Here is a 21439-nt window from a genome sequence, read left to right as displayed (position 1 = left end):
AATAGCAAGAGTGAACCACCTGATCCCTTCCCGAACTCAGAAGTGAAACCTCTTTGCGCTGATGGTAGTGTGGGGTTACCCATGTGAGAGTAAGTCATCGCCAGCTCATTATTCCTAAAATCCCCCTTAATCTTAAGATTGAGGGGGTTTTTTTATGCAGTGATTTTTATATGCTAAAAAATCCCTGCTGAGAGAGCCTTTGATTGGATGAAGTATTTCAACAAAATGAGGGTCGAATTAATGGGTATTCAAGCTTGAACTCAAAAATGGATATAGGTTCAAGCCATATTTCTCTCATTATTTTTAGCGAGATTTGACGATTTCTCATCGTTGTATTGTGTGCAACCGATGATGCCGATATTTTAAAATTCTTTGCTGTTTCTCCCATATCTAGCAGCTTCCCTTTATCTTTTCTACATTTGCGCTTGCGATAGGCTTATTGTTTACAGGCTTAATTTCTGACCGGTTTTGTGGTAAACCAATTATGGTTTGGGCACTATTTTAGCTGCCAGCCTATTGATCCTCAGTTCACTATTTCCTATATGGGAAGTATTTTTAGGCACACGGATATTGATTGGAATTTCGGTCAGTGGTGTGGCTGCTGTGCGATGACTTATATCTGTGAAGAAATTGCAAAGAAAGATGGAGATTTTGCCATGGGCTTATATATTTCATGTACCGCTATCGCTGGAATGGGCGGTCGTGGCAATGTTAAGCTTTTTGTTGATTTTATTTTTTGCGGAACATTCTCCCTCAATTAGTGGGGTATCGATGCAATTCATACAATATCGCGCAGTAGCCTCTTCACTTTATTTATTAAGTTACTACCTATGAACTCCATTATCATTTGGGTCAGTAGTAGGGGTTGAATGTGGCAAACTCTGGTTGGAAGGGCTTGGCTAATCGGCTCCATTGGCGATCATCTTTACAAGCCTTAAATAATTAAAAGTTTAAATCTCTGTTTTTGTATATTTTTTAATCGGGAATGTAAGCGGAATTCATGGTAAAATGATCGGCTTTCATCTTTGATCTCATTTTTAAGATCTTTCATCTGCCAGCCGAGAATTTGCTATCCATGTCTACAGCTTATACCGCACAGACAGCGCCGACCGCGTTGTTTGATTACGACAAATATTGGGCGTCTTGTTTTGAACCCGCACCATTTTTGCCGATGTCACGCGAGGAAATGGATCTACTCGGCTGGGATGCCTGTGACTTTATTTTAATTTGTGGTGATGCTTATATTGACCACCCATCTTTCTGTTCAGGCATTATTGGACGTACCCTCGAAGCACAAGGCTTCCGTGTAGGGATTATCGCTCAGCCAGATTGGACCGATCCTGAAGCATTCCGTGTATTGGGTAAACCGGCCATTGCTTGGGGCGTGACTGCCGGCAATATGGATTCCATGATCAACCGTTATACGGCTGACCGTAAAATCCGTTCCGATGATGCCTATTCACCAGATAATCAGCCAAACAAACGTCCAGACCGTGCAGCAACTGTGTATTGTCAGCGCTGCCGCGAAGCATTCCCTGACGTACCTGTACTGTTAGGTGGAATTGAAGCATCATTGCGTCGTATTGCACATTATGATTACTGGTCAGACAAAGTCCGTCGTTCAGTATTGATGGATTCAAAAGCCGATTTATTGATGTACGGTAATGGCGAACGCTCGATTACTGAAGTGATGCACCGTTTGGCCAAAGGTGAAAAAATCCACGAAATTACCGATGTTCGTGGTACAGCATTTATTGTCAATAAACATAACCGTGCGTCTAAAGCCAAATTTGTTGAAATCGCATCCAATGATGTCGATAGCATTGGACGTGTCGATGCAATCATCAATCCGTATGTGATGACGGAGGATTTGGATGGTTGTGAAATTGAAAAAGACAAAGGTAATTCTTTAACTCAATATCAGAATTTCCAAAAAGAACCGGTTGCCAATCCAATTATCCGCGAAGGGGATAATCTGGATGCCGATACGCAAATTGTTCAGCTTCAAGCGGCGCCATCCAAAGCGATTAAACATAAATTACCGCCACGTGAACTGGCGGTGATTCGTTTGCCTGCATTTGAAGAAGTGGCCAGTGATCCGGTACTGTATGCACATGCCAATCGTATTTTGCATTTGGAAACCAATCCCGGCAATGCCCGTGCTTTGGTACAAAAGCATGGCGAACGCGATGTCTGGTTAAATGCACCACCCATTCCGTTAACGACGGAAGAAATGGATTATGTGTTTGACTTGCCGTATGCACGTTTGCCACATCCAGTCTATGGTGAGGCACGTTTCCCTGCATTTGACATGATCAAGTTCTCCGTGAACATCATGCGTGGCTGTTTTGGCGGTTGTACTTTCTGTTCAATTACTGAACATGAAGGTCGTATTATTCAAAACCGTTCTGAAGAATCGATTCTGCGTGAAGTGGAAAAAATTCGTGATACCGCACCTGGCTTTACCGGCATTATTTCCGATTTAGGTGGGCCGACTGCGAACATGTATCGTTTGCAGTGCAAAGATCCTGAAATTGAGAAAAACTGTCGTAAACCATCGTGTGTATTCCCGGGTGTTTGTCAAAACTTGCATACCGATCATGCACCGTTGACGCAGTTATATCGTAAGGCACGTGAACTAAAAGGCATTAAAAAGATTCTGATTAGTTCAGGTTTGCGTTATGACCTAGCTGTATTGAACCCTGAATATGTGAAAGAGCTGGTTCAGCATCATGTCGGTGGTTATCTGAAAATTGCACCGGAACATACCGAAAAAGGTCCATTATCGAAGATGATGAAACCGGGTATTGGTACCTATGATCGCTTTAAGCAAATGTTTGACCGTTTCAGCAAGGAAGCCGGTAAAGAACAATACCTGATTCCTTATTTCATCGCGGCGCATCCGGGTACTACCGATTATGACATGATGAACTTAGCGATTTGGTTGAAGAAAAATGGTTTCCGTGCCGATCAGGTACAGAATTTCTATCCTTCACCCATGGCAACAGCAACCACCATGTACCACACTGGTAAAAATCCGTTGGCGAAAGTGGCGCGTTATACTGAAAATGTGGACATTGTGAAAGGGGACAAGCGTCGTCGTTTGCATAAAGCATTCTTGCGTTATCATGATTCAAACAACTGGCCATTGCTGCGTGAAGCATTGAAAGAAATGGGTCGTTCTGACCTGATTGGTAACTCGAAACAGCATTTGATTCCGACCTATCAGCCTGTAGGCACTGAAGGTCAGTATCAATCGGCGCGTAAGAAGAATTCGACAGTTGCCGGTGATTCGCAAAAACGTAGTAGTGATAATACTGTTCGTAATCAAACTACGGGCAGCCAAAGTCGTCCTTCAAATACCAAGAAGCGTCCTGAGCGTGGTCAAATCTTGACTCAGCATACCGGTTTACCACCTCGTGAAACAGGGGATGCTAAAAAACCATTTGGTGGCCCAAAACCAAAAGGTAAATCTAAGCCGAAATCAAAAGCTTGATTTCAAAATAAGAGAGAACGCTAAGGCGTTCTTTTTTATTATTCAATAAAATCAACCATTGCTAAAACAGCTCGTCGGAATTGTCCGACAATATGCCATAGTCTTATTGCATCACGACTTAGCCTTGATATAACCTATTATAGTGTCTGAGCAGGGATTAATTTAGACCAAGATGACACAAATAAAAGAACTGCAATTTTTTGTCAGTTTTTATAATGATTTCGTCATCATTAAATGAAGTTTGTTTACTTAAAATATTTAATAAAAATACTAGCTGTATACTCACTTTCATAACAATCGGTGTGACACCGGACAGATTATAAAAATTTTAAAGGACTAAGAGGATGATGATTTACATTTTAATTGCGAGTTTGCTTCTATTGTGTGTGTTAATGATGGCTTGGAAAAGCCTTGAAAGTAATACAAAACAGCAAGATAGCGCTTTAAAGCAAAGGGCTATTTTCAATATTAATCAACAATTAACCTATACGCGACTCACGGGAATATTGCCGAAGAGTACCGTATTGGCGCATGTTTCATTTGATGCACTATTGACGACTAAATACTCTCGTACCCGCTATAAATATCGCAATATGGTGGCAGATTTTGTCTTACTTGACGAGCATCATCAAGTCACCGCCATTATTGCACTTGATGATCCCTTGGCATTAAAACATTTAAAGAATGCGCAATATCAAGATGCACTTTTAGCTATGGCGGGATATCGGGTAATTCGTTATGAAGATGTACCTGAATATTATCAGTTAAGACAAGATTTTCTTCTTGAACAATCTTCTCACCTTGTATTAGATAGCCAAGCAGAAGATACACCAAAGAAGTATAGTTTTTATCCTGAATTGGAACGAAAAAAAATCCGAATTGTGGGTTAATCATAACAAGCATGAATTCATATTTCTCATGCTTGTGCATTTATTTTCTTTAACTTCAAGCACGAACAGCAGTCACCGTCATTTCCACTAAAACATCTGGTGTATAAAGTTTTGATTCAACACAAGTTCGTGCAGGTGCTTGACCTTCAGCCACCCATGCATCCCAAACTTCGTTCATTGCCGCATAATCTTGTTCTATATCTTTTAAGAAAATCATGACTGATAAAATATGGATTTTATCCGTTCCTGCCTCTGCCAATAAACGGTCAATATTATCTAGAGTTTCTTGGGTTTGCGCTTTAATATCAAGTGAAGTGTCATTTGCCAATTGTCCGGCTAAATGAACCAGATTGCCTGAAATCGCTACTTCGCAATAACGCTTTTCTATATGAAGACGCTGAACGCTCATAAAATTTTAATCCTGTGTTTTGGGCATCATCGCCGCGGCTATAGCTGTGAGTAAACAGCCAATAGCCAAGTAATTACTACATAATGCCATGAACCATTACCCCAAATCACTAGTGAAGTGGCAATAGCAGGGATGACCACTCACCGACAATACTTGTGACCTGATCGCCAATCCTTTTGCTGCTATAACGGTATTGGCTACCCAAAAGTGACGTAAAAATCGGTTGCTGAACATTGATCACCCTATCATGGGTAATATTGGCTAGAAAATAGAAATGAATACAATTATCTAAGTGGTAGAGATTGTGATTTGTCTGATGCTTAAACCACTTTTTCAATGAATTGTTGAGCTTCATCTGGATCATGAGGGATCCCTCTCGTACTGCCGATCAAGACAATACTGACAATGACGGGTATACCTCAGCCATGCCCAAGCGGCAAAAGCGTCAACCCTCAGAGCGACAAGAATAATCGAGATTGTACCAATAGCCAAAACCAGTTCAACGCCAGCACCCTTAAAGCTGCAACGCCCCCCATTCATTACTCATGAAAGCATCGTAGCGTGACTTATAGAACCGCTGCTTACCGGCCCATGGCTGTAAAGTTGCAGAATAAAGCAATCCCGAGGGTGGACAGTGCCATTAAGACTATAGGAATGACGAGCATTTTTTGTGTTCGAGTTTGTCACCGAAATGACCAAAGACTTCCTCACTCAGTGGACGGAATGAAAAGCCAACCCCAAAAGTTGCAAGCGTAGCTAAGCTGCCGATATGGTCATTTATACTCGAAAAAATTAGTTTTTAAAAATGAGTGCGGCCATAATGCCCTAAAGTAGAAACTGGTATTAACAACCTGCAACAGTAGCAATGAAACGACTGAGTGTGGCTTTACGCGCGCGTTGTTCTTATAGATTTATAAGGTGGATTTAGAGATATTGACAGAACACAAGCAAGAGAGAGTTCCATGGTTGACAACAGAGTTGCCCTGCAACATTCGGATTTGATCGTCACGCCAATCACAGGACAGCATGCTAAAAGTAAAGGTGATTTTTAGCATCTCAGCGGCTACATGGATAAATGTATCGCGCCAATAGAGTACCGCAAAATGCGCAGTTGTGTAGTATTAATTGGCCTGATTTTATTTTTTTGGTTGAAAAATATTCAAATAATTACCACAGAGAAAGCTGGGGCTGATCTTGCTGGTCGGAAAGTTGGTAGACCCCCACTCCGATTAAACGAAATTGAAAATGTTCAGGAATCTGCATTTCAATCAGCAATTGCTGAAGTACATCCTGCAGTTGTTTTTGATTTTGCAAGGGCTGTTTAAAACTTTTGCTGTGCTGTAAAATCTGGAAATTTTTTAGCTTGAGCTTGGCTGAAATACCACGTGCACAGAGGTTTTTTTTATCTAGACTTTGCCAGACTTGCTCCATCAGTTGGGGCCAATAATTCTGGCATTGGGTTAAAGTCAGGTCATCATCAAAGGTGGTTTCCTTGGAAATTTGCTGCCGTTCCCGTTCAGTTTGGACGGGGCGTTCATCAATCCCTTGCGCATAGAGAAAGAGCTGCCTGCCATATTTGCCAAAATGCTGAATCAGCATGGCTTCTTCGATTTGCTGTAAATCGCCCAAGGTTTCCAATTGCAAATTTTTGAGTTTTTCTTGGGTGACTTTGCCGACACCGGGAATTTTCTTCAGCGGTAAATGTTGAATAAAGTTTTGCACCTGTGATGGTTTAATCACCCAGATGCCATTGGGTTTATTCCAGTCTGAGGCAATTTTAGCTAAAAACTTGTTTGGCGCGACACCGGCTGATGCGGTTAAGCCGGTAATTTGAAAAATATCTTCCCGGATTCGCATCGCGACTTCAGTTGCACTGGGAATATTTTTTAAATTTTCCGTGACATCCAAATAGGCTTCATCTAAAGACAAGGGTTCAATGAGCGGTGTATGACGCTGAAAAATCTGATGAATTTGGGTAGAGACAGCACGGTATTTTTCAAAATTGGGTTCAAGCACCACCACTTGAGGGCAACGTTTTCTAGCTTGTGCCATCGACATGGCTGAACGTAGACCAAACTCACGTGCAGGATAAGAGGCAGCACAAACCACAGCGCGTGGATGATGCGAAGAAACCACCACGGGTAAATGCTTTAACTCAGGTCGGTCTTTGAGTTCCACGGAGGCATAAAAGGCATCCATATCGATGTGAATGATTTTTCTCATGCAGCCCTAATTTTGCCTCTAATTCTATATAGCTTGAGTATCTCATCTTCATGGTTGAGAGTGTAGCGCAGGATCAAGTGGATACGACACAGGCTGACTGAGTAAAATGACGTGTGTTTTTTGTTGCTCAGCTGCTTGAATCAGAATTTTTAAGCTTTTGTCGGTGTTATCGGCCAGATAAGGCAAAAACTCCAGAGGCTGCTTCCCGGCTTGGAAAAAATTGTCCCAATGAATCGGTACTAGCAGTTTAGGTTTTAAGGTTGTGAGGGTTTGATCGAGATAGTTTTGCTGAAATGCAGCGGACTGGCGGGAAAGCTGGGCAATGCCTAAAAATAAGATATCGACCTGTATATTTTTCAGCTGATCAGGAATAGCACCGGTACTGGCTTTGACTAAAATTTTATGACCTTGATGTTCAATGAGATAATCAAAGCTATGACCTTATTTAAATTCAGAAAAGCGTGTCGGTTGTGGCAGGGGTCGGGAAATTTCTTCACCCAAATCATTATTCACTGTAGTAGGTTGGGTATATTGTGAAGGAATGGCGGTGACTTTGAACTCGGCAAAATTCATGGGCTCAAAGGGTTGAACCTGAATAAGTTGCTGTTCTGCAACCCGTCCGCCACGGGCAATATTTAAGGTACTGTTTGAACCGATAATTTTTGTATTCGTGAGCTGTTTGCCCAGTTCAGCAATGTCTAGCGCATGATCATAATGTGAATGAGTCACTAAAATGGCTTGCGTACGATGTAAATGTTGTTGCTGAATTATCAGCTGGATCATTTCAGGCTGGCTTTGAATTTTATGAAATAGGACTTGGGACAGGGAAGGGCGACTAAAAAAGCCATCAATCAAAATCTGGGTTTTGTCATTATCAAAAAGCAGCGTCGAAACACCAAAGAACTTCACCGTTAGCATCGAAGATGATGCGGTTTTTGCAGAGGCTGGATATTGCCATTTTTGAAAACTGGAAACTTGAGCAGAAGGTTGCAGTAAAAAAACCATGCCAGCCACCAAAAATAGAATAAGCAGTCCCAATGAAACCCAAATTCCTTATTTAATCGACATAATTTTCCTGTTTGTAGTTGGGTGTTGTTGTTATTGTTGATGAAGACTTGAACTTGTCTTGTTATTTTTTCGGTAAATTTTCAATTGATTTTTGAGGGTAAATCTTATTTTTTTCTAAAAAACTGATCCAGTCAGATTGCTTACCATTAAACACATTTAAGTCGACCAGTTTGGAAATGCCTTTAATGGTTCCCTGATTGGTATGTTGCCAGAACAGCCATTTTGGATTGCCTTTTAAATCCGGTTTACCTTGATATTCACGTACCCACAGCGGCGTTTTGGAAAATTCTCCCGCCAGAATAATGTTATAAAACGACTTGGAAATATAGAAAATCGGTTGTTTGCCATAATGCTGATACAGCCGATCATGCATGACCTGAATTTCTTTAAGCAGTTGTTCCTTGGTATAGGTGTTGATGCAGTTACTATCATATTCCAGATCAATTACCGGCGGTAAGGCATCGGCTTTATTGGGTACCGTTTCAATAAAGTTTTGTGCCTGAATTTCACCATCACGGCACAAGCGATAAAAATGATAGGCACCGACCATCAAGCCATGTTCGCGAGCCTGTAGCCAATAGTCCTGAAATTTTTGATCTTTAAAGTCCCCACCTTCCGTAGCTTTGAGATAAACAAACTGATAGTTCTTTGGGGAAATCTGTTTCCACTGAATATCGCCCTGATGATGCGATACATCAAACCCTTTAACCGGATAATCCTGTGCCGAGGCAGGGTTGGTATGCAATACAAAAACATAAAAGATGATTGTGACACAAATCAGCACTAGGCCTGCGCAAGAGGCATAAAGCTTTTTCTGGCTGTTCCGAGCTAATCGTTTTTTAGGCATGAATAAGTTGGCGATGATTGATCGAACACATGATAACGCGATCTGAAGCTTCAGAGCACGTTGTTTCTTCAATCCGATTAAACCGGTGTGTTTCGGGGAATATGCCAAAAAATATAGGCAGTAATAATGTTAATGCCGCCCAGTAAAATTAAGGTGCTATGGAACGCGGTAGTGATCTGTTCGACACCATAATAGGCTGTGAAAACGTTGACCAAGGTTCCTGCCAAAGCCACACCAATACTCATTGACACCATCATGATCATCGACAAGAAACTGTTCCCACTGCTGGCATCCTGCTGCGGTAAATCCTTTAAAGTTAAGGTATTCATCGAGACAAATTGCAGAGAGTTTAGCATTCCGAAAATAAAGAAGTGCACCGCGCGCAACCAGATTGGAGTGTCCGCCGTAGTGAGGGCAAAACTGGCAATACAAGCGCCGACCAACAAGGTATTGACCAGTAACACTTTTCTATAGCCAAAGTGCTGAATAATTTGCCGAATCATCGGTTTTGATGCTAAAGAACCCAGCACTGTAGGAATCATTAGCAGACCCGTTATAAAAGGCTCAAAACCAAAGGCGACCTGTAGCATCAGGGGGATGAGAAAAGGCATGGCATTGCCGCCCAAGCGGGCAAAGAAATTACCCACAATCCCAATGGCATAAATTTGATTGCTAAATAACTTGCTGCGGAACAGCGCATTTTGATGACTATGCGCATGATAGGCATAAATAGCCGCCGCCATTAAACCTGCAGTGATTAATCCAGCACTCCACCATAAGGGCTGATGAGGGCTAGAAAAGTTTTCGATTCCCAGTGAAACGCCGACCATGGCAATTACCAACAGTATAAAACCGGAAAAATCGAATGATTTAACAGTAGGCTCTGTGATATTGGGCATAGCTTTGACTGTAATTAAACAGCCTAAAAGTCCCATCGGAATATTGATGAGAAAGATCCAGTGCCAGGTTGCCACTTCGACCATCCATCCACCTAGTGTTGGGCCGATGAGTGGACCCATTAACCCTGCCAGACTCATCAAGCTCATGGCAGATAAAAACTGGGTACGCGGAATGACCTTGAGCATAGCCAAACGGCCGACCGGTAATAATAACGCTCCGCCAATCCCCTGAATAACCCGATAGACCAGCAGTTCATTTAAGCTGTTGGCAAGTCCACAGCCTAAAGAGGCCAGAGTAAAGATAATAATTGCGCTAAAGTAGGTATTACGTACCCCAAAGCGGTCTGCAAGCCAGCCACTTAATGGAATACACGCAGCCACGGAAAGCACATAGGCCACCACGACACTATGCATCTGCAGCGGATCTTCACCCAGGTTTGCCGCCATCGCAGGAATTGCGGTATTGACAATGGTGGTGTCCAAACCTTGCATAAAAAAGCCAATAGACACCAACAAGACCAAGAGTCTAAATTCAGGTTGTAAGGCTTGATGTGTTGGCGTGGCGTTCATATAAGTATAAATGTGAAATTTTTAAACAGTTTAAAGGAATCCTCTAAAGATGGTGTAAGAAAAAGTTGTTCTATTAATCGTCTGCACAGCGCAAAAAAACCGGAGATCAGACGGAAACCTTATATCCAGTCTTGATTGATAAAATGGTTGAAATTTCATACAAAGCCAATAAGATCCAGAGCACAGTTCAGCTTTTGTTCTTCTCCTCCTCATAGATTTGGTCATTTAATGCGCAGCCATTCAGTTTATTTAAAATAAAAAATGCAGATAAAAACAACATGAAGCTACTTTTTTATAGACCAGAACAAAATCTTGTTATGCTTATGTCATTAAAATGACATAAAACTGTCATAATCTGACCCAGCCTCCAGCCATGCTGGACGAGTACTTTTAATTGGTGAAAAAGGTTTTGTTTTTATGACAATCGAAATTTTGATGATTGTTGGCTTCTGTCTAGCCGCGTATTCAATTGTCGGAAATGATGTGCCGCAAACCTTAGGCACCTTTATTTCATCCAATGCCCATCGTCCTTGGTGGATACTGTGGTTATATACCAGCAGTATTTTAAGCGTGGTGTTGTTTTATGGCTGGTGGGTTTCAGGTGTTGGTGATGCGTCTTATGGCCGTCTGGAAACCATTGCTTTTCCTGAGGGCGGAATTACCTGGCTGTATATTGTTCCCCCTATACTGCTGATTATTTTGACCAAATATGGTATTCCGGTCAGTACCACATTTTTAGTCCTTACCATTTTTTCGCCCAGCAGTTTGGGTTCCATGCTGACCAAATCAATGATGGGGTATGCCGTTGCATTTGTGGTGGCCATCATTGTCTATCGTTTTGTGATTAAAGGCATTTCAGTTTATTTCAGTAAAACCCGAGATCATAAAGTCTCTCATATCTGGATAGGTTTGCAGTGGGTCTCCACCGCGTTTCTGTGGAGCCAATGGCTGATTCAGGATCTGGCCAATATTTTTGTCTATGTGCCACGTCAGGTTCCGTTGGGATTCCTGATTTTCGCGATTTCGGTTTTTGTCATTCTATTGGGCATGATTTTCTATCAACGTGGCGGTGCCATCCAGAAAATTATCGACACCAAAACCGGTGTGGCGGATATTCGTTCCGCGACCATTATTGATTTTATCTATGCCCTTATTTTGCTGGTGTTCAAAGAGTGGAGCAACATTCCAATGAGTACCACTTGGGTGTTCTTGGGTCTGCTCGCAGGTCGTGAATTTGCCATGTCGATGCATCTGGCTGAAGTGAATAAATACCGGACTTCGCGCAATGTCAGTAAAGATGCGATGAAGCTGATGATCGGCTTAATCATGAGTATTGTCTTGGCAACCACGCTACCGTGGTTCTATAACTTTATCTCGAGTTTATAAGGTAGAAAGTGTAATTAAAAAAGTGGGCTTGAGGCCCGCTTTTTTATATTCAGATTTTGACTTTAAGTATTCGCTTTAAATGGCAAAGTGTTTCGGAGCGCCAAGGTTTTTAAGCGCATTCAGAATCTGATCGGCATGATTACAAATAATCAGTTTTGCCCGATGCTGTGGCGGTAAAAAGCCTTCACTGACCGCATGATCAAGCTGGGCAATTAAAGCATCATAAAAACCATTCACGTTATACAACATCATCGGTTTTTGATGCTGATTCAACTGACCCCAAGTGGCAATTTCCAGAATTTCTTCAAAGGTACCCAGGCCACCGGGCAGGGCAACAAAAGCACTGGCACGTTCTGCCATCATGGCTTTGCGTTCATGCATGTTGTTTACAATATGCAATTCAGTCAGCTGGTGGTGTGCAATTTCATAATCGAGCATAAATTCAGGAATTACCCCGACCGTTTGCCCACCGCGTTGTCTGACCGCGTCAGCGACTTGTCCCATCAGGCCAATACTGGCTCCGCCATAGACCAGTCCAAAATCTAGGTCTGCTAGCGCTTGAGCCAGAGCAATGGCTTTTTCTTGGTAAATCGGCTTATTACCTGAACGTGAACCACAGTACAGCGCAATAAGGGGTTGAGTGGTTTTAGGAGATGGATTTTTATGTTTTGGAGTCATTTTTAATACACTGTTCGTCATTATCTTTTTCACCATAGCATTTTATTTTTTCTTGCTCTAGCTTAAGTCGGAAATATGACAAAGCCGCTAAGGTCATGCATAGACTTTGCAAAGATTTGTTAAAACCTACTGGCAGAAGGCAGGCGGAGTGCTGAAAAAAAGATGAATTTCCAGTTCATCTTGTTATACTAAAAATCTGTTTTCCAATAAATGAATCAACATGAGTAGTGGTTGTCCTCACTCTGAACATATCAATTCTTCTTCAAAAATTATACAGAATGCTGTTCATAGAATATTTGCCGATTTTAATATCAACCTCCTAAAATCAGTCCTTAAGTCCCAGCAGGAGAACATCCAATGATCTTTGAATGGATGTCAGATCCATCTGCCTGGATTGGATTGGCTACTTTAGTGGTTTTAGAAATTGTTCTCGGTATCGATAATCTGGTCTTTATTGCCATTTTGGCGGAAAAACTTCCACCAGAACAGCGCAATACCGGTCGTATTGTCGGGTTGCTGCTTGCCTTGGGTATGCGCCTAATTTTGCTGGCTTCCATTGCTTGGGTCGTGACCTTAACCCAGCCCCTGTTCCATATTCTGGAGCATCCTTTCTCCGGCCGCGACTTGATTCTGCTGTTTGGTGGTGTGTTCCTTTTATTTAAAGGCACCATGGAACTGCATGAGCGTATTGAAGGAGTTCAATCACAGAAAGAAGAAAATCCGGTGCATGCCGCTTTCTGGATGGTAATTGTTCAAATTGTGGTGCTGGATGCAGTTTTCTCTCTAGACAGTGTGATTACCGCAGTCGGAATGGTGAAAGACCTTTCGGTGATGATGATTGCGGTGGTGATCGCAGTCGGTATTATGCTGTGGGCATCGAAACCGCTGATGGATTTCGTCAACAAGCATCCAACCGTGGTCATTCTATGTCTGGGCTTCTTGATGATGATTGGTTTTTCACTCATTGTTGAAGGTTTCGGTTTCCATATTCCAAAAGGCTATTTATACGCAGCCATTGGTTTCTCGGTGGTGGTTGAGTTTGTGAACCAAACCATGCGACGGAATCAGGAGAAGATGGTCACCACCACCGACTTGCGTTACCGCACCGCTTCTGCAGTGATGCGTATGCTCGGCGGCAAGTCAGAATCGCAAAATAATGAGTCAGAAGATGTGCTGGCCACCCGTGCATATGCCGATGAAGTTTTTAATGAACAAAATGGGGCTTACCACAGTGTGATGGTGCAAGGCGTACTTGGCCTGTCTGAACGACCGGTGAAATCGGTGATGACGCCGCGCCCTGAACTGGAATGGATTGATTTAGACGAAGACAATGCGGCCATTAAAGAACAGTTGTTGAGCATGACCCATTCGCGTTTGATTGTGGCACATGGTGAGCTGGACAACATTGCCGGTGTAGTCCTGACCCATAAAGTGATGAATGAATACATTGAAACAGGTGTAATTAATTTTGAACGTCACTTACGTGAACCGGTGATTGTGCATGAAAATGCCCAGGTATTAATGGTGATGGAGCAGTTGCGTCAGGCACCGTTACAGTTGGCAATTGTACTGAATGAATACGGTTCGATTGAAGGGATTGCAACCCCGATTGATGTACTTGAAGCGATTGCGGGGGAATTCCCGGATGAAGACGAATTTGAAACAGCAGCAGAAAGTTTGGAAGATGGCACTTTAATTCTGGACGGTTCTACTGATATTCGCCACATATCCTTACTTCTAGACTGTGATCTGGTCGATGAGTCTGACCAGTATTCCACCTTGTCGGGATATATTTTGCATCACTTGGGTCATTTACCCGAAAGTGGCGCAAAACTCGAAGCGGATGGTTATATTTTTGAAGTGGTGACAATGGACGGTCATAAAATTGATAAGGTTCATATCATTCCGCAAATTGAAAACAATGCCGATGATTAACTTAACTTACGGCCGATGATCTTTGAAGCAAGATAATTGATTAAAATAGCCCGCATTGTCAGGCTATTTTTTATTGGGAAAATTTGATGTCAGAAAAAAATTGTCCATGTGGTGTTGGAATGTATGCCAGCTGTTGCCAACCGTTTCATTTAGGGCAAGCGAAAGCACAAACTGCAGCACAGCTGATGCGTTCACGTTACAGTGCATTTGTCAAGCATGAAATTGATTATATTGTCAAAACCACAGCGATTGGACAACAACAGGCATTGGATGTGGCTGCTCTTGCTGAATGGAGTAAATCTAATCAATGGCTCAAGCTTGAAGTCGTACAAGCCAAAGAAAAAATAGATAAAAATCATGCACAGGTAGAATTTAAGGCACATTACCACGATGGTCAGCAGGCACAGGTACATCATGAAATTTCACATTTTGTGCTATATAAGGGGACTTGGTATTTCCTTGATCCGACCACAGCGATGCAAATCACCATGAAGCAAGCCTGTATTTGTGGATCGGGGAAAAAATTTAAACAATGTTGTGCCCAATATCTGTAAATTTCATCTGAATTTGCCTTAGAATAACGCGCATCGATTACCCTCAGTGGAAGAAGGGCAATGTTGCTATTGGTGATTTATATTATTGCAATTACGGCCGAAGCCATGACCGGCGCTTTATCGGCTGGTCGGCGTAGTATGGATTGGTTTGGGGTAACGCTGATTGCTTGTGTGACGGCACTGGGTGGCGGTTCAGTTCGGGATGTACTGCTTGGACATTATCCACTGACTTGGGTTAAACATCCTGAATATCTGGTGCTGACCTGTGCTGCTGCCTTTGTCACCATCCTGATTGCCAAATGGATGCGTCATTTACGCTCGATCTTCCTGATTCTGGATGCCATGGGATTGATTGGCTTCACCGTCATTGGATGTCAGATTGCGCTTCAGATGGGGCATGGTTTCGTGGTTTCGGCGGTCGCTGGGGTTCTGACTGGTGTATCGGGCGGTATTCTGCGGGATATCCTGTGTAACGATGTACCCTTGGTGTTCCGCCGTGAACTGTATGCCAGTATTTCCTTTGTTTCGGTCATTTGTTATTGGGTCTGCCAGGAGATTGGTTTCTCGTTGGAAGTCACTGTGATTTCGACCCTGATTTTCGGTTTTTCTTTACGCTGTATCGCTATCTACTTTGGGCTGGAAATGCCGAAATTCATTTATAAAGATGATGATGAGCAATCGGCATCTTCCAAGGATGCTTCATAAAAAATTGCACAAAAAATGATAAATGACAGAAGATATGAGCGATCAATATTTTCAATTAGCGTATAAAAATCAGCACAATTATAAATCCTGTTGGGAAAGCAGTATGCATCCGTTCACCAAACCAGAGATCTTGTTATGGATTTAGTCTCACGTGTACAACGCTTACCCATCGGTAAGTTTCACTATACTTTGCTATGGGTGATCGGACTCGGCTGGATGTTCGATGCAATGGATACCGGCCTGATTGCTTTTATCTTGACCACCATGGCCGAAGAATGGAACATGAGCCCGACTGAAAAAGGCTGGGTGGTGTCGATTGGTTTTGTCGGCATGGCCATTGGCGCAGTTTTTTCTGGTGGATTGGCGGATCGTATTGGACGTCGTAGCGTATTCGCGATTACATTGGTGACTTATAGTATTGCCACCGCTTTATGTGCCTTTGCACCGAATCTCACCTGGTTATTGGTATTCCGTTTTATTGTCGGACTAGGGCTAGGTGGGCAGCTTCCGGTTGCGGTGACTTTGGTCAGTGAATATATTCCTGCGCAAGTGCGTGGACGTTTTATTGTTTTACTGGAAAGTTTCTGGGGTTTAGGCTGGTTGGTTGCCGCCTTGGTATCTTATTTCGTAATTCCAAATTATGGCTGGCATATTGCATTTTTAATTGGCGGTTTGCCTGCCATTTATGTATTTATGATTCTGAAAAAAGTGCCGGAATCTGTTCCTTATTTGATTAACCGGGGACGCATTGAAGAAGCCCATGTTTTGGTTCAGAAACTGGAACGTCAATGTGGCGTGGAAGTGATTCAGCACATTGAAGTCAAACCGGTTGCAGAAAAACAGAATATTTCTTTTAAACAGCTTTGGACGGGACCGTTTGCCCGTCGTACCTTAATGCTGTGGCTGATTTGGTTTGGTATTGTCTATTCGTATTATGGGATTTTTACCTGGTTGCCAAGTTTGCTGGTCAAACAAGGCTATACCATCGTGCAGTCGTTTGAATATGTACTGATCATGATTCTGGCGCAGCTTCCGGGTTATGTCGCGGCAGCATGGCTGGTAGAAAAACTGGGGCGGAAACCAACATTGGCGGGCTTTATTGGCATGTGTGCCGTTTCGGCTTATTTCTTTGGTCAAGCCGATACCGTCAACATGATTATGTTCTGGGGCTGCCTGATGTCGTTCTTTAACTTGGGCGCATGGGGTGTACTGTATACCTATACGCCGGAACAGTATCCAACCAATATTCGTGCTTTTGGTTCGGGTTGGGCCTCTGCGGTGGGACGTATGGGCGGGATTGTAGCCCCCATGGTGGTCACCCATATGATGGTGATGAACAATGGTTTCACGCATGTCTTTACCATGTTTACTGCAGTATTACTGGCGGTGGCTTTGGTGATTTTAGTCTTAGGTGAAGAAACCAAGGGCAAGACTTTAGAATCGATGGGGCTGTAAGCCTCTATAACTTATTCAAAGTGCTGAACGTCAAACATGGGGAACTAGTCGATTACCCAATGTTTGGCAGAATGCACCACATCTTGATTTAAAATCAAGGCTATGCTTTGTAAGTTAAAGCTGTCTCGCTGCTCAGGTAATTGCAGTAAAATAGGCAATCGTGTCACGCCATTTTCGCCATCGGCAAAGGCATAATGGCGTACTTTGGGATCATCCGCAGAGATTAAGTTCTTCGCCTCTAAATAAAGACTGTGCTGAGAGAATTGTTTTTGAATACGAATAATCTCAAGATAACAGCGATGATGCACTTCAAGAAGTGATGCTTTTAATTCATTTATTTTCTTAATATTATTTTCTGGTTTACTGATTAGACGTTTGAGAAAAGTGCTTTTTACCGATTGTTTAGTATTGCGTTCCAATTGACGCAACTGCTGTTGCAGAAGACGACTTTGTTCAATGGCACCATTCACCTGATCTTGCAGTTGCTCCAAGGGAGTCGTGACTAAATTGAGATGCTGTCGATAGTGAGCTTGGTCTTCAAACTGAACAAAAATATAAGCACGACGCTGCTTTAATAAATTTAGATAAGCAATCAACCGGTACTTGAATTGACGTGCATGAGGATTAAATTGAATAGCAGGTTCCTGAGAGAACACTTCAAAACTGTGCAACAATTCGGTCATTAAACGTCGAATATTTAAAAAGCAAAATTCCAACTCATCGGGTTGCTGAATACTGTTTTTGAGACCGTTTTGAAAGGGTTCAAGAATGTTGACACATAAGTCTTTTTCAATTTCCGTTAAATGCTCATTGATCAGGTGATCAATTGAAAAACCCTTAATTTCAATAATTTGAGTTATTTTTTCCCGAAGTTGATGTTGATTGTAATGATGTAATGACTCCATCAGCTCGACAATATTAGGATTCATTTGGCGTTGTAAGCCAATCATTTTTCCCATCTGTTGTTTAAAGTTTTCAAGGTAGTCTGCAACATCAAGCTGTTTAGGATCAAGCACCAAACCACTCATATAAAACTTATTCGCCACGCCAAAATTTTCTTCGGTTAAAAAGCGTCGAATAGAATAAGAAGATACTCGGCTGTCGCCAGAACTGCCAATGACAAAGTAATAATCTGAGGTTGGAATAATTTCAAAGTCACGTACAAGTTGTTCATGACTAAAATAATCTTGAAAAATAGGCAGTTCCTGCTGCGCATATTCACTGGGCAAAATATGGGCAAACCAGCTTCCCAAAATTTCACTTTTCATGAAAACTTCAAATATAAAACAGCGCACTTGATCAGATGTTAAGCCACGAAAATTTTGCGTGACTGAAAAATTGATCTGCTGAATACTCAGCGCAGCATCATATAAAAATGCACTTTTTAATAGCTGTTGGGCCTGAATATCTTTTTGGTCCTGTAGCTCTAGACTATTAATTTCATAAGTAATGGTTTCTAAATAATCAGCAATTTGGACATCAGTTTGATATTTTTCTAAATACTGAAAGGTGGCACGAATTTTTTGCGCAAGCTGTAATAGACCTGAATGCTGGATATAACTATGAAGTTCATGCAGACCAACATGACCTTTAAACTCAAAAAGTTGCGATAGATAGTTCCAATGAATATTCTTGGGCTTTAAATATTCATCTTCTATCTTGCAATGCAGATGTTCAGCTGTGGAAGCCAACAGGAGACTAAGACGCTGTTGCCAGTGCTGATCTAAAATAGGGTCAATCTGTTTTAGTTTTACCCGAAGCTGATAAGGAATATACATTTGCATAGGATGAGTCAGACGCTTCCAAAAAAATGTTGCATAGTTAAATCAAAATGCATATTAATGTGATTCATATCGCAATATTATCTAGTATAGCCAATTAAAATAATATTTATACTTAAGTTTAATAGAATTTGTACTGCTATGCGGTTAATCGTTTTCAGTTGCTTTGTAAACATAAAATGAATATTTTTACTTCATAAGACACAATTTGTCGTGCAGTATCAGTGACTGCTCTTGTGTAGTCGGCACTCGCGACTTAGCATAGCCACATAGATACAAAAACGAATTATTTAGGATTTCACGCTTTTATGACCAGCCTTGTGCATCAAGCCACAGAAAATCGTTCCGTAGCAGAATTTACTGAGCAAGCTTATCTTAATTATGCCATGTACGTGATTATGGACCGGGCATTGCCGCATATCAGTGACGGCTTAAAACCGGTGCAGCGCCGTATCGTTTATGCGATGAGTGAGCTGGGTTTAAAGCATAGTGGCAAGCCAAAAAAATCTGCCCGTACGGTAGGTGATGTACTGGGTAAGTACCATCCGCATGGTGACTCGGCCTGTTATGAAGCAATGGTGCTGATGGCACAGCCGTTTAGTTATCGTTATCCGTTTATTGAAGGTCAGGGCAACTGGGGTTCACCCGATGATCCGAAATCTTTTGCAGCAATGCGTTATACCGAAGCCAAACTTTCACTTTACAGTGAAGTGCTGTTGTCTGAGCTGGGTCAAGGTACCTGTGATTGGCAGGACAACTTTGATGGCTCGATGAAAGAACCGGTCAATCTGCCTGCACGTGTACCGAATATCTTGTTAAATGGAACCACCGGTATTGCCGTGGGTATGGCAACCGATATTCCGCCACACAACTTGCGTGAAGTGATTAAAGGCACCATCGCCCTGATTCGCAATCCGAACTTAACGGATGAAAAAATTGCCGAATATATTCCTGCACCGGATTTACCGACCAAAGCGGAAATTATTACCTCGGCTGAAGATTTGTTAAAAATTCAAACTACAGGTCGTGGCAGTTATCGCATGCGCGCGGTGTATACGATAGAAAAAAATGAAATCGTGATTACAGAGCTGCCGTATCAGGTTTCAGGTTCAAAACTGATCAGCCAAATTGCTGACCAGATGCAGGCGAAAAAGCTGCCTTTGGTCAGTGATATTCGTGATGAATCGGATCATAGGAATCCGACCCGTTTGGTGATTGTGCTGCGTTCCAATCGTATTGATGCCGAAGCGGTAATGAGTCACTTGTTCGCAACGACTGACTTAGAGTCGAGCTATCGTGTCAATATGAACATGATTGGTGCCGATGGCCGTCCACAAGTGAAATCGATTCGTCGTATTTTGCTGGAATGGATTGAGATTCGTAAGAATACCGTGACCCGTCGTCTGCAATACCATTTAAATAAAATTGAAAAACGCCTGCATATTCTGGCCGGTCTTTTGATTGCGTATCTGGATCTGGATACGGTAATTCGTATTATTCGTGAAGAGGATCATCCGAAAGCCGAACTGATTGCACATTTTGGCATTGATGAAATTCAGGCTGAAGCCATTTTGGAACTCAAGTTACGTCATTTGGCAAAACTTGAAGAAATGGAAATTCGCCGTGAACAGGAAGAATTGGAAGCGCGTGCTGCCATTATTCGTGAACAATTGGCCAATCCGGAATCCTTGAAGAATCTGATCATTAGCGAATTGAAAGAAGATGCAAAACGTTTTGGTGATGACCGTCGTTCGCCAATCGTACAGCGCACAGAAGCCGCCGCAATTAGTGAACAAGACCTGATGCCCGCTGACCCAGTGACTGTAGTATTGTCGGAAGCAGGTTGGATTCGCTGTGCCAAAGGTCATGAAGTGGATGCAGAAAACCTGAATTTCCGCGCAGGCGATCAGTACTTAAGTCATGCAACCGGTAAATCAAATCAGCGCACTTACGTACTCGATGAAACCGGACGTAGTTATGCGTTAGCGATTAACAGTTTACCATCGGCACGTGGTTTAGGTGAGCCGTTAAGCTCCAAACTTGCTCCTGCAAACGGCATTGGCTTTATTCAAGTGCTGATTGCGGAAGATGAACAGGAAATTATTGCAGTAAGCTCTAAAGGCTATGGCTTTAAATCCAATGCAAAACAGCTGGATACCAATGCCAAAGCAGGTAAAGCTTTCTTGACGGTATCGGATGATGCTAAAGCCCTACCTTTGCAAATGGTAGAGGCCCATACACATCTAGCCATCCTCAGTACCGCTGGTCGGTTACTGGTGATCGATTTGTCAGAATTACCAATGCTGAACAAAGGCAAAGGAAACAAGTTGATACAACTTGAAGCGAAAGAACAAATTTTGTCCATGACATTGCTTGGTTTAAATGAAATAATTCAAGTGGTTGCAGGACAGCAACAATTAAAACTAAAAGGTGATGATCTTCAGAAGTATATTGGTAAAAGAGCCTCTAAAGGTCAACTGTTACCACGAGGATATCAAAAAGCAAATAAACTGTTCATTCAGAGATAAAACTAGCATCCATTG

At 42.3% G+C, this 21439-nt stretch carries 14 protein-coding genes, 1 rRNA gene and 2 pseudogenes; 10 read left to right on the top strand and 7 right to left on the bottom strand.

All coding sequences use genetic code 11. The features are described 5' to 3' along the window. The 4 genes and pseudogenes from rrf to E0H80_RS04665 form a co-directional block, all read left to right on the top strand. A 5S ribosomal RNA gene (gene rrf / locus E0H80_RS04680) occupies positions 1 to 106 on the top strand; the annotation flags it as partial. Between the two features lie 179 nt (positions 107 to 285). Next, positions 286 to 734, top strand: a pseudogene (locus E0H80_RS04675) (MFS transporter); the annotation flags it as partial. A 341-nt stretch (positions 735 to 1075) separates the two neighbouring features. Beyond that, positions 1076 to 3496, top strand: coding sequence for a YgiQ family radical SAM protein (locus tag E0H80_RS04670; RefSeq protein WP_131363587.1), 2421 nt, complete (start codon positions 1076 to 1078; stop codon positions 3494 to 3496). A 344-nt stretch (positions 3497 to 3840) separates the two neighbouring features. After that, a complete protein-coding gene (locus E0H80_RS04665) occupies positions 3841 to 4386 on the top strand; it encodes a DUF2726 domain-containing protein (RefSeq protein ID WP_131363585.1) in 546 nt (181 codons plus the stop codon). A 55-nt stretch (positions 4387 to 4441) separates the two neighbouring features. Here E0H80_RS04665 and E0H80_RS04660 read toward each other — a convergent pair whose 3' ends face one another. The 5 genes and pseudogenes from E0H80_RS04660 to mdtD all read right to left on the bottom strand — a co-directional run bounded on the left by E0H80_RS04660 (position 4442) and on the right by mdtD (position 10402). After that, positions 4442 to 4795 carry a RidA family protein gene (locus E0H80_RS04660; protein ID WP_131363583.1) on the bottom strand — a complete coding sequence of 118 codons (354 nt, stop codon included), beginning with the start codon at positions 4793 to 4795 and terminating at the stop codon, positions 4442 to 4444. 1167 nt (positions 4796 to 5962) lie between these two features. Beyond that, positions 5963 to 7018 carry a DNA polymerase IV gene (dinB, locus tag E0H80_RS04650; RefSeq protein ID WP_131363581.1) on the bottom strand — a complete coding sequence of 352 codons (1056 nt, stop codon included), beginning with the start codon at positions 7016 to 7018 and terminating at the stop codon, positions 5963 to 5965. 48 nt (positions 7019 to 7066) lie between these two features. Beyond that, positions 7067 to 8023, bottom strand: a pseudogene (locus E0H80_RS04645) (MBL fold metallo-hydrolase). A 124-nt stretch (positions 8024 to 8147) separates the two neighbouring features. Further along, the gene (locus E0H80_RS04640) at positions 8148 to 8933 is read right to left on the bottom strand and encodes a GH25 family lysozyme (protein WP_131363579.1); all 786 of its coding nucleotides are present in this window, start codon (positions 8931 to 8933) and stop codon (positions 8148 to 8150) included. 77 nt (positions 8934 to 9010) lie between these two features. After that, on the bottom strand, positions 9011 to 10402 hold the full coding sequence (gene mdtD / locus E0H80_RS04635; protein WP_131363577.1) for a multidrug transporter subunit MdtD: 1392 nt from the start codon (positions 10400 to 10402) through the stop codon (positions 9011 to 9013). A 417-nt stretch (positions 10403 to 10819) separates the two neighbouring features. On the opposite strand from mdtD, the gene E0H80_RS04630 reads away from it, so the two are divergent. After that, positions 10820 to 11788: a hypothetical protein gene (locus E0H80_RS04630; protein ID WP_131363575.1), complete on the top strand. Its 969-nt coding sequence runs from the start codon at positions 10820 to 10822 to the stop codon at positions 11786 to 11788. Between the two features lie 75 nt (positions 11789 to 11863). Here the strand turns inward: E0H80_RS04630 and E0H80_RS04625 are convergent, their stop codons facing one another. After that, positions 11864 to 12487, bottom strand: a complete 624-nt coding sequence (locus tag E0H80_RS04625) for a TIGR00730 family Rossman fold protein (protein WP_131363572.1) — start codon at positions 12485 to 12487, stop codon at positions 11864 to 11866. A 336-nt stretch (positions 12488 to 12823) separates the two neighbouring features. Here E0H80_RS04625 and E0H80_RS04620 point away from each other — a divergent pair, with 336 nt between their 5' ends. From E0H80_RS04620 to E0H80_RS04605, 4 genes are all read left to right on the top strand, one after another. Continuing rightward, positions 12824 to 14401: a TerC family protein gene (locus tag E0H80_RS04620; RefSeq protein WP_131363570.1), complete on the top strand. Its 1578-nt coding sequence runs from the start codon at positions 12824 to 12826 to the stop codon at positions 14399 to 14401. An 86-nt stretch (positions 14402 to 14487) separates the two neighbouring features. After that, the gene (locus E0H80_RS04615) at positions 14488 to 14955 is read left to right on the top strand and encodes a YchJ family protein (RefSeq protein ID WP_131363568.1); all 468 of its coding nucleotides are present in this window, start codon (positions 14488 to 14490) and stop codon (positions 14953 to 14955) included. Between the two features lie 60 nt (positions 14956 to 15015). Then, positions 15016 to 15660 (top strand): trimeric intracellular cation channel family protein, encoded by a 645-nt coding sequence (locus E0H80_RS04610; RefSeq protein WP_067865945.1) that lies wholly within the window; start codon positions 15016 to 15018, stop codon positions 15658 to 15660. Positions 15661 to 15795: 135 nt separating this feature from the next. Continuing rightward, entirely contained in the window at positions 15796 to 17115 is a 1320-nt protein-coding gene (locus tag E0H80_RS04605) for an MFS transporter (protein WP_131363566.1), read from the top strand. 44 nt (positions 17116 to 17159) lie between these two features. Here the strand turns inward: E0H80_RS04605 and E0H80_RS04600 are convergent, their stop codons facing one another. After that, positions 17160 to 18899 (bottom strand): hypothetical protein, encoded by a 1740-nt coding sequence (locus E0H80_RS04600; protein WP_131363564.1) that lies wholly within the window; start codon positions 18897 to 18899, stop codon positions 17160 to 17162. Between the two features lie 305 nt (positions 18900 to 19204). Here E0H80_RS04600 and parC point away from each other — a divergent pair, with 305 nt between their 5' ends. Next, the gene (gene parC, locus E0H80_RS04595; RefSeq protein WP_131363562.1) at positions 19205 to 21424 is read left to right on the top strand and encodes a DNA topoisomerase IV subunit A; all 2220 of its coding nucleotides are present in this window, start codon (positions 19205 to 19207) and stop codon (positions 21422 to 21424) included. Positions 21425 to 21439 lie beyond the last annotated feature (15 nt).

Origin of the sequence: Acinetobacter sp. ANC 4779, from assembly GCF_004331055.1 — a bacterium.
Taxonomy (GTDB): Bacteria; Pseudomonadota; Gammaproteobacteria; order Pseudomonadales; family Moraxellaceae; genus Acinetobacter.
This window is presented reverse-complemented; position numbering and strand designations above follow the sequence as displayed.

Coding starts and splice junctions, on each gene's coding strand:
- E0H80_RS04600 (WP_131363564.1), bottom strand. CDS start 18,899: ATGCAAATGTATATTCCTTATCAGCTTCGGGTAAAACTAAAACAGATT.
- E0H80_RS04665 (WP_131363585.1), top strand. CDS start 3,841: ATGATGATTTACATTTTAATTGCGAGTTTGCTTCTATTGTGTGTGTTA.
- E0H80_RS04605 (WP_131363566.1), top strand. CDS start 15,796: ATGGATTTAGTCTCACGTGTACAACGCTTACCCATCGGTAAGTTTCAC.
- E0H80_RS04640 (WP_131363579.1), bottom strand. CDS start 8,933: ATGCCTAAAAAACGATTAGCTCGGAACAGCCAGAAAAAGCTTTATGCC.
- E0H80_RS04620 (WP_131363570.1), top strand. CDS start 12,824: ATGATCTTTGAATGGATGTCAGATCCATCTGCCTGGATTGGATTGGCT.
- E0H80_RS04660 (WP_131363583.1), bottom strand. CDS start 4,795: ATGAGCGTTCAGCGTCTTCATATAGAAAAGCGTTATTGCGAAGTAGCG.
- E0H80_RS04615 (WP_131363568.1), top strand. CDS start 14,488: ATGTCAGAAAAAAATTGTCCATGTGGTGTTGGAATGTATGCCAGCTGT.
- dinB (WP_131363581.1), bottom strand. CDS start 7,018: ATGAGAAAAATCATTCACATCGATATGGATGCCTTTTATGCCTCCGTG.
- E0H80_RS04670 (WP_131363587.1), top strand. CDS start 1,076: ATGTCTACAGCTTATACCGCACAGACAGCGCCGACCGCGTTGTTTGAT.
- E0H80_RS04610 (WP_067865945.1), top strand. CDS start 15,016: ATGTTGCTATTGGTGATTTATATTATTGCAATTACGGCCGAAGCCATG.
- parC (WP_131363562.1), top strand. CDS start 19,205: ATGACCAGCCTTGTGCATCAAGCCACAGAAAATCGTTCCGTAGCAGAA.
- mdtD (WP_131363577.1), bottom strand. CDS start 10,402: ATGAACGCCACGCCAACACATCAAGCCTTACAACCTGAATTTAGACTC.
- E0H80_RS04630 (WP_131363575.1), top strand. CDS start 10,820: ATGACAATCGAAATTTTGATGATTGTTGGCTTCTGTCTAGCCGCGTAT.
- E0H80_RS04625 (WP_131363572.1), bottom strand. CDS start 12,487: ATGACGAACAGTGTATTAAAAATGACTCCAAAACATAAAAATCCATCT.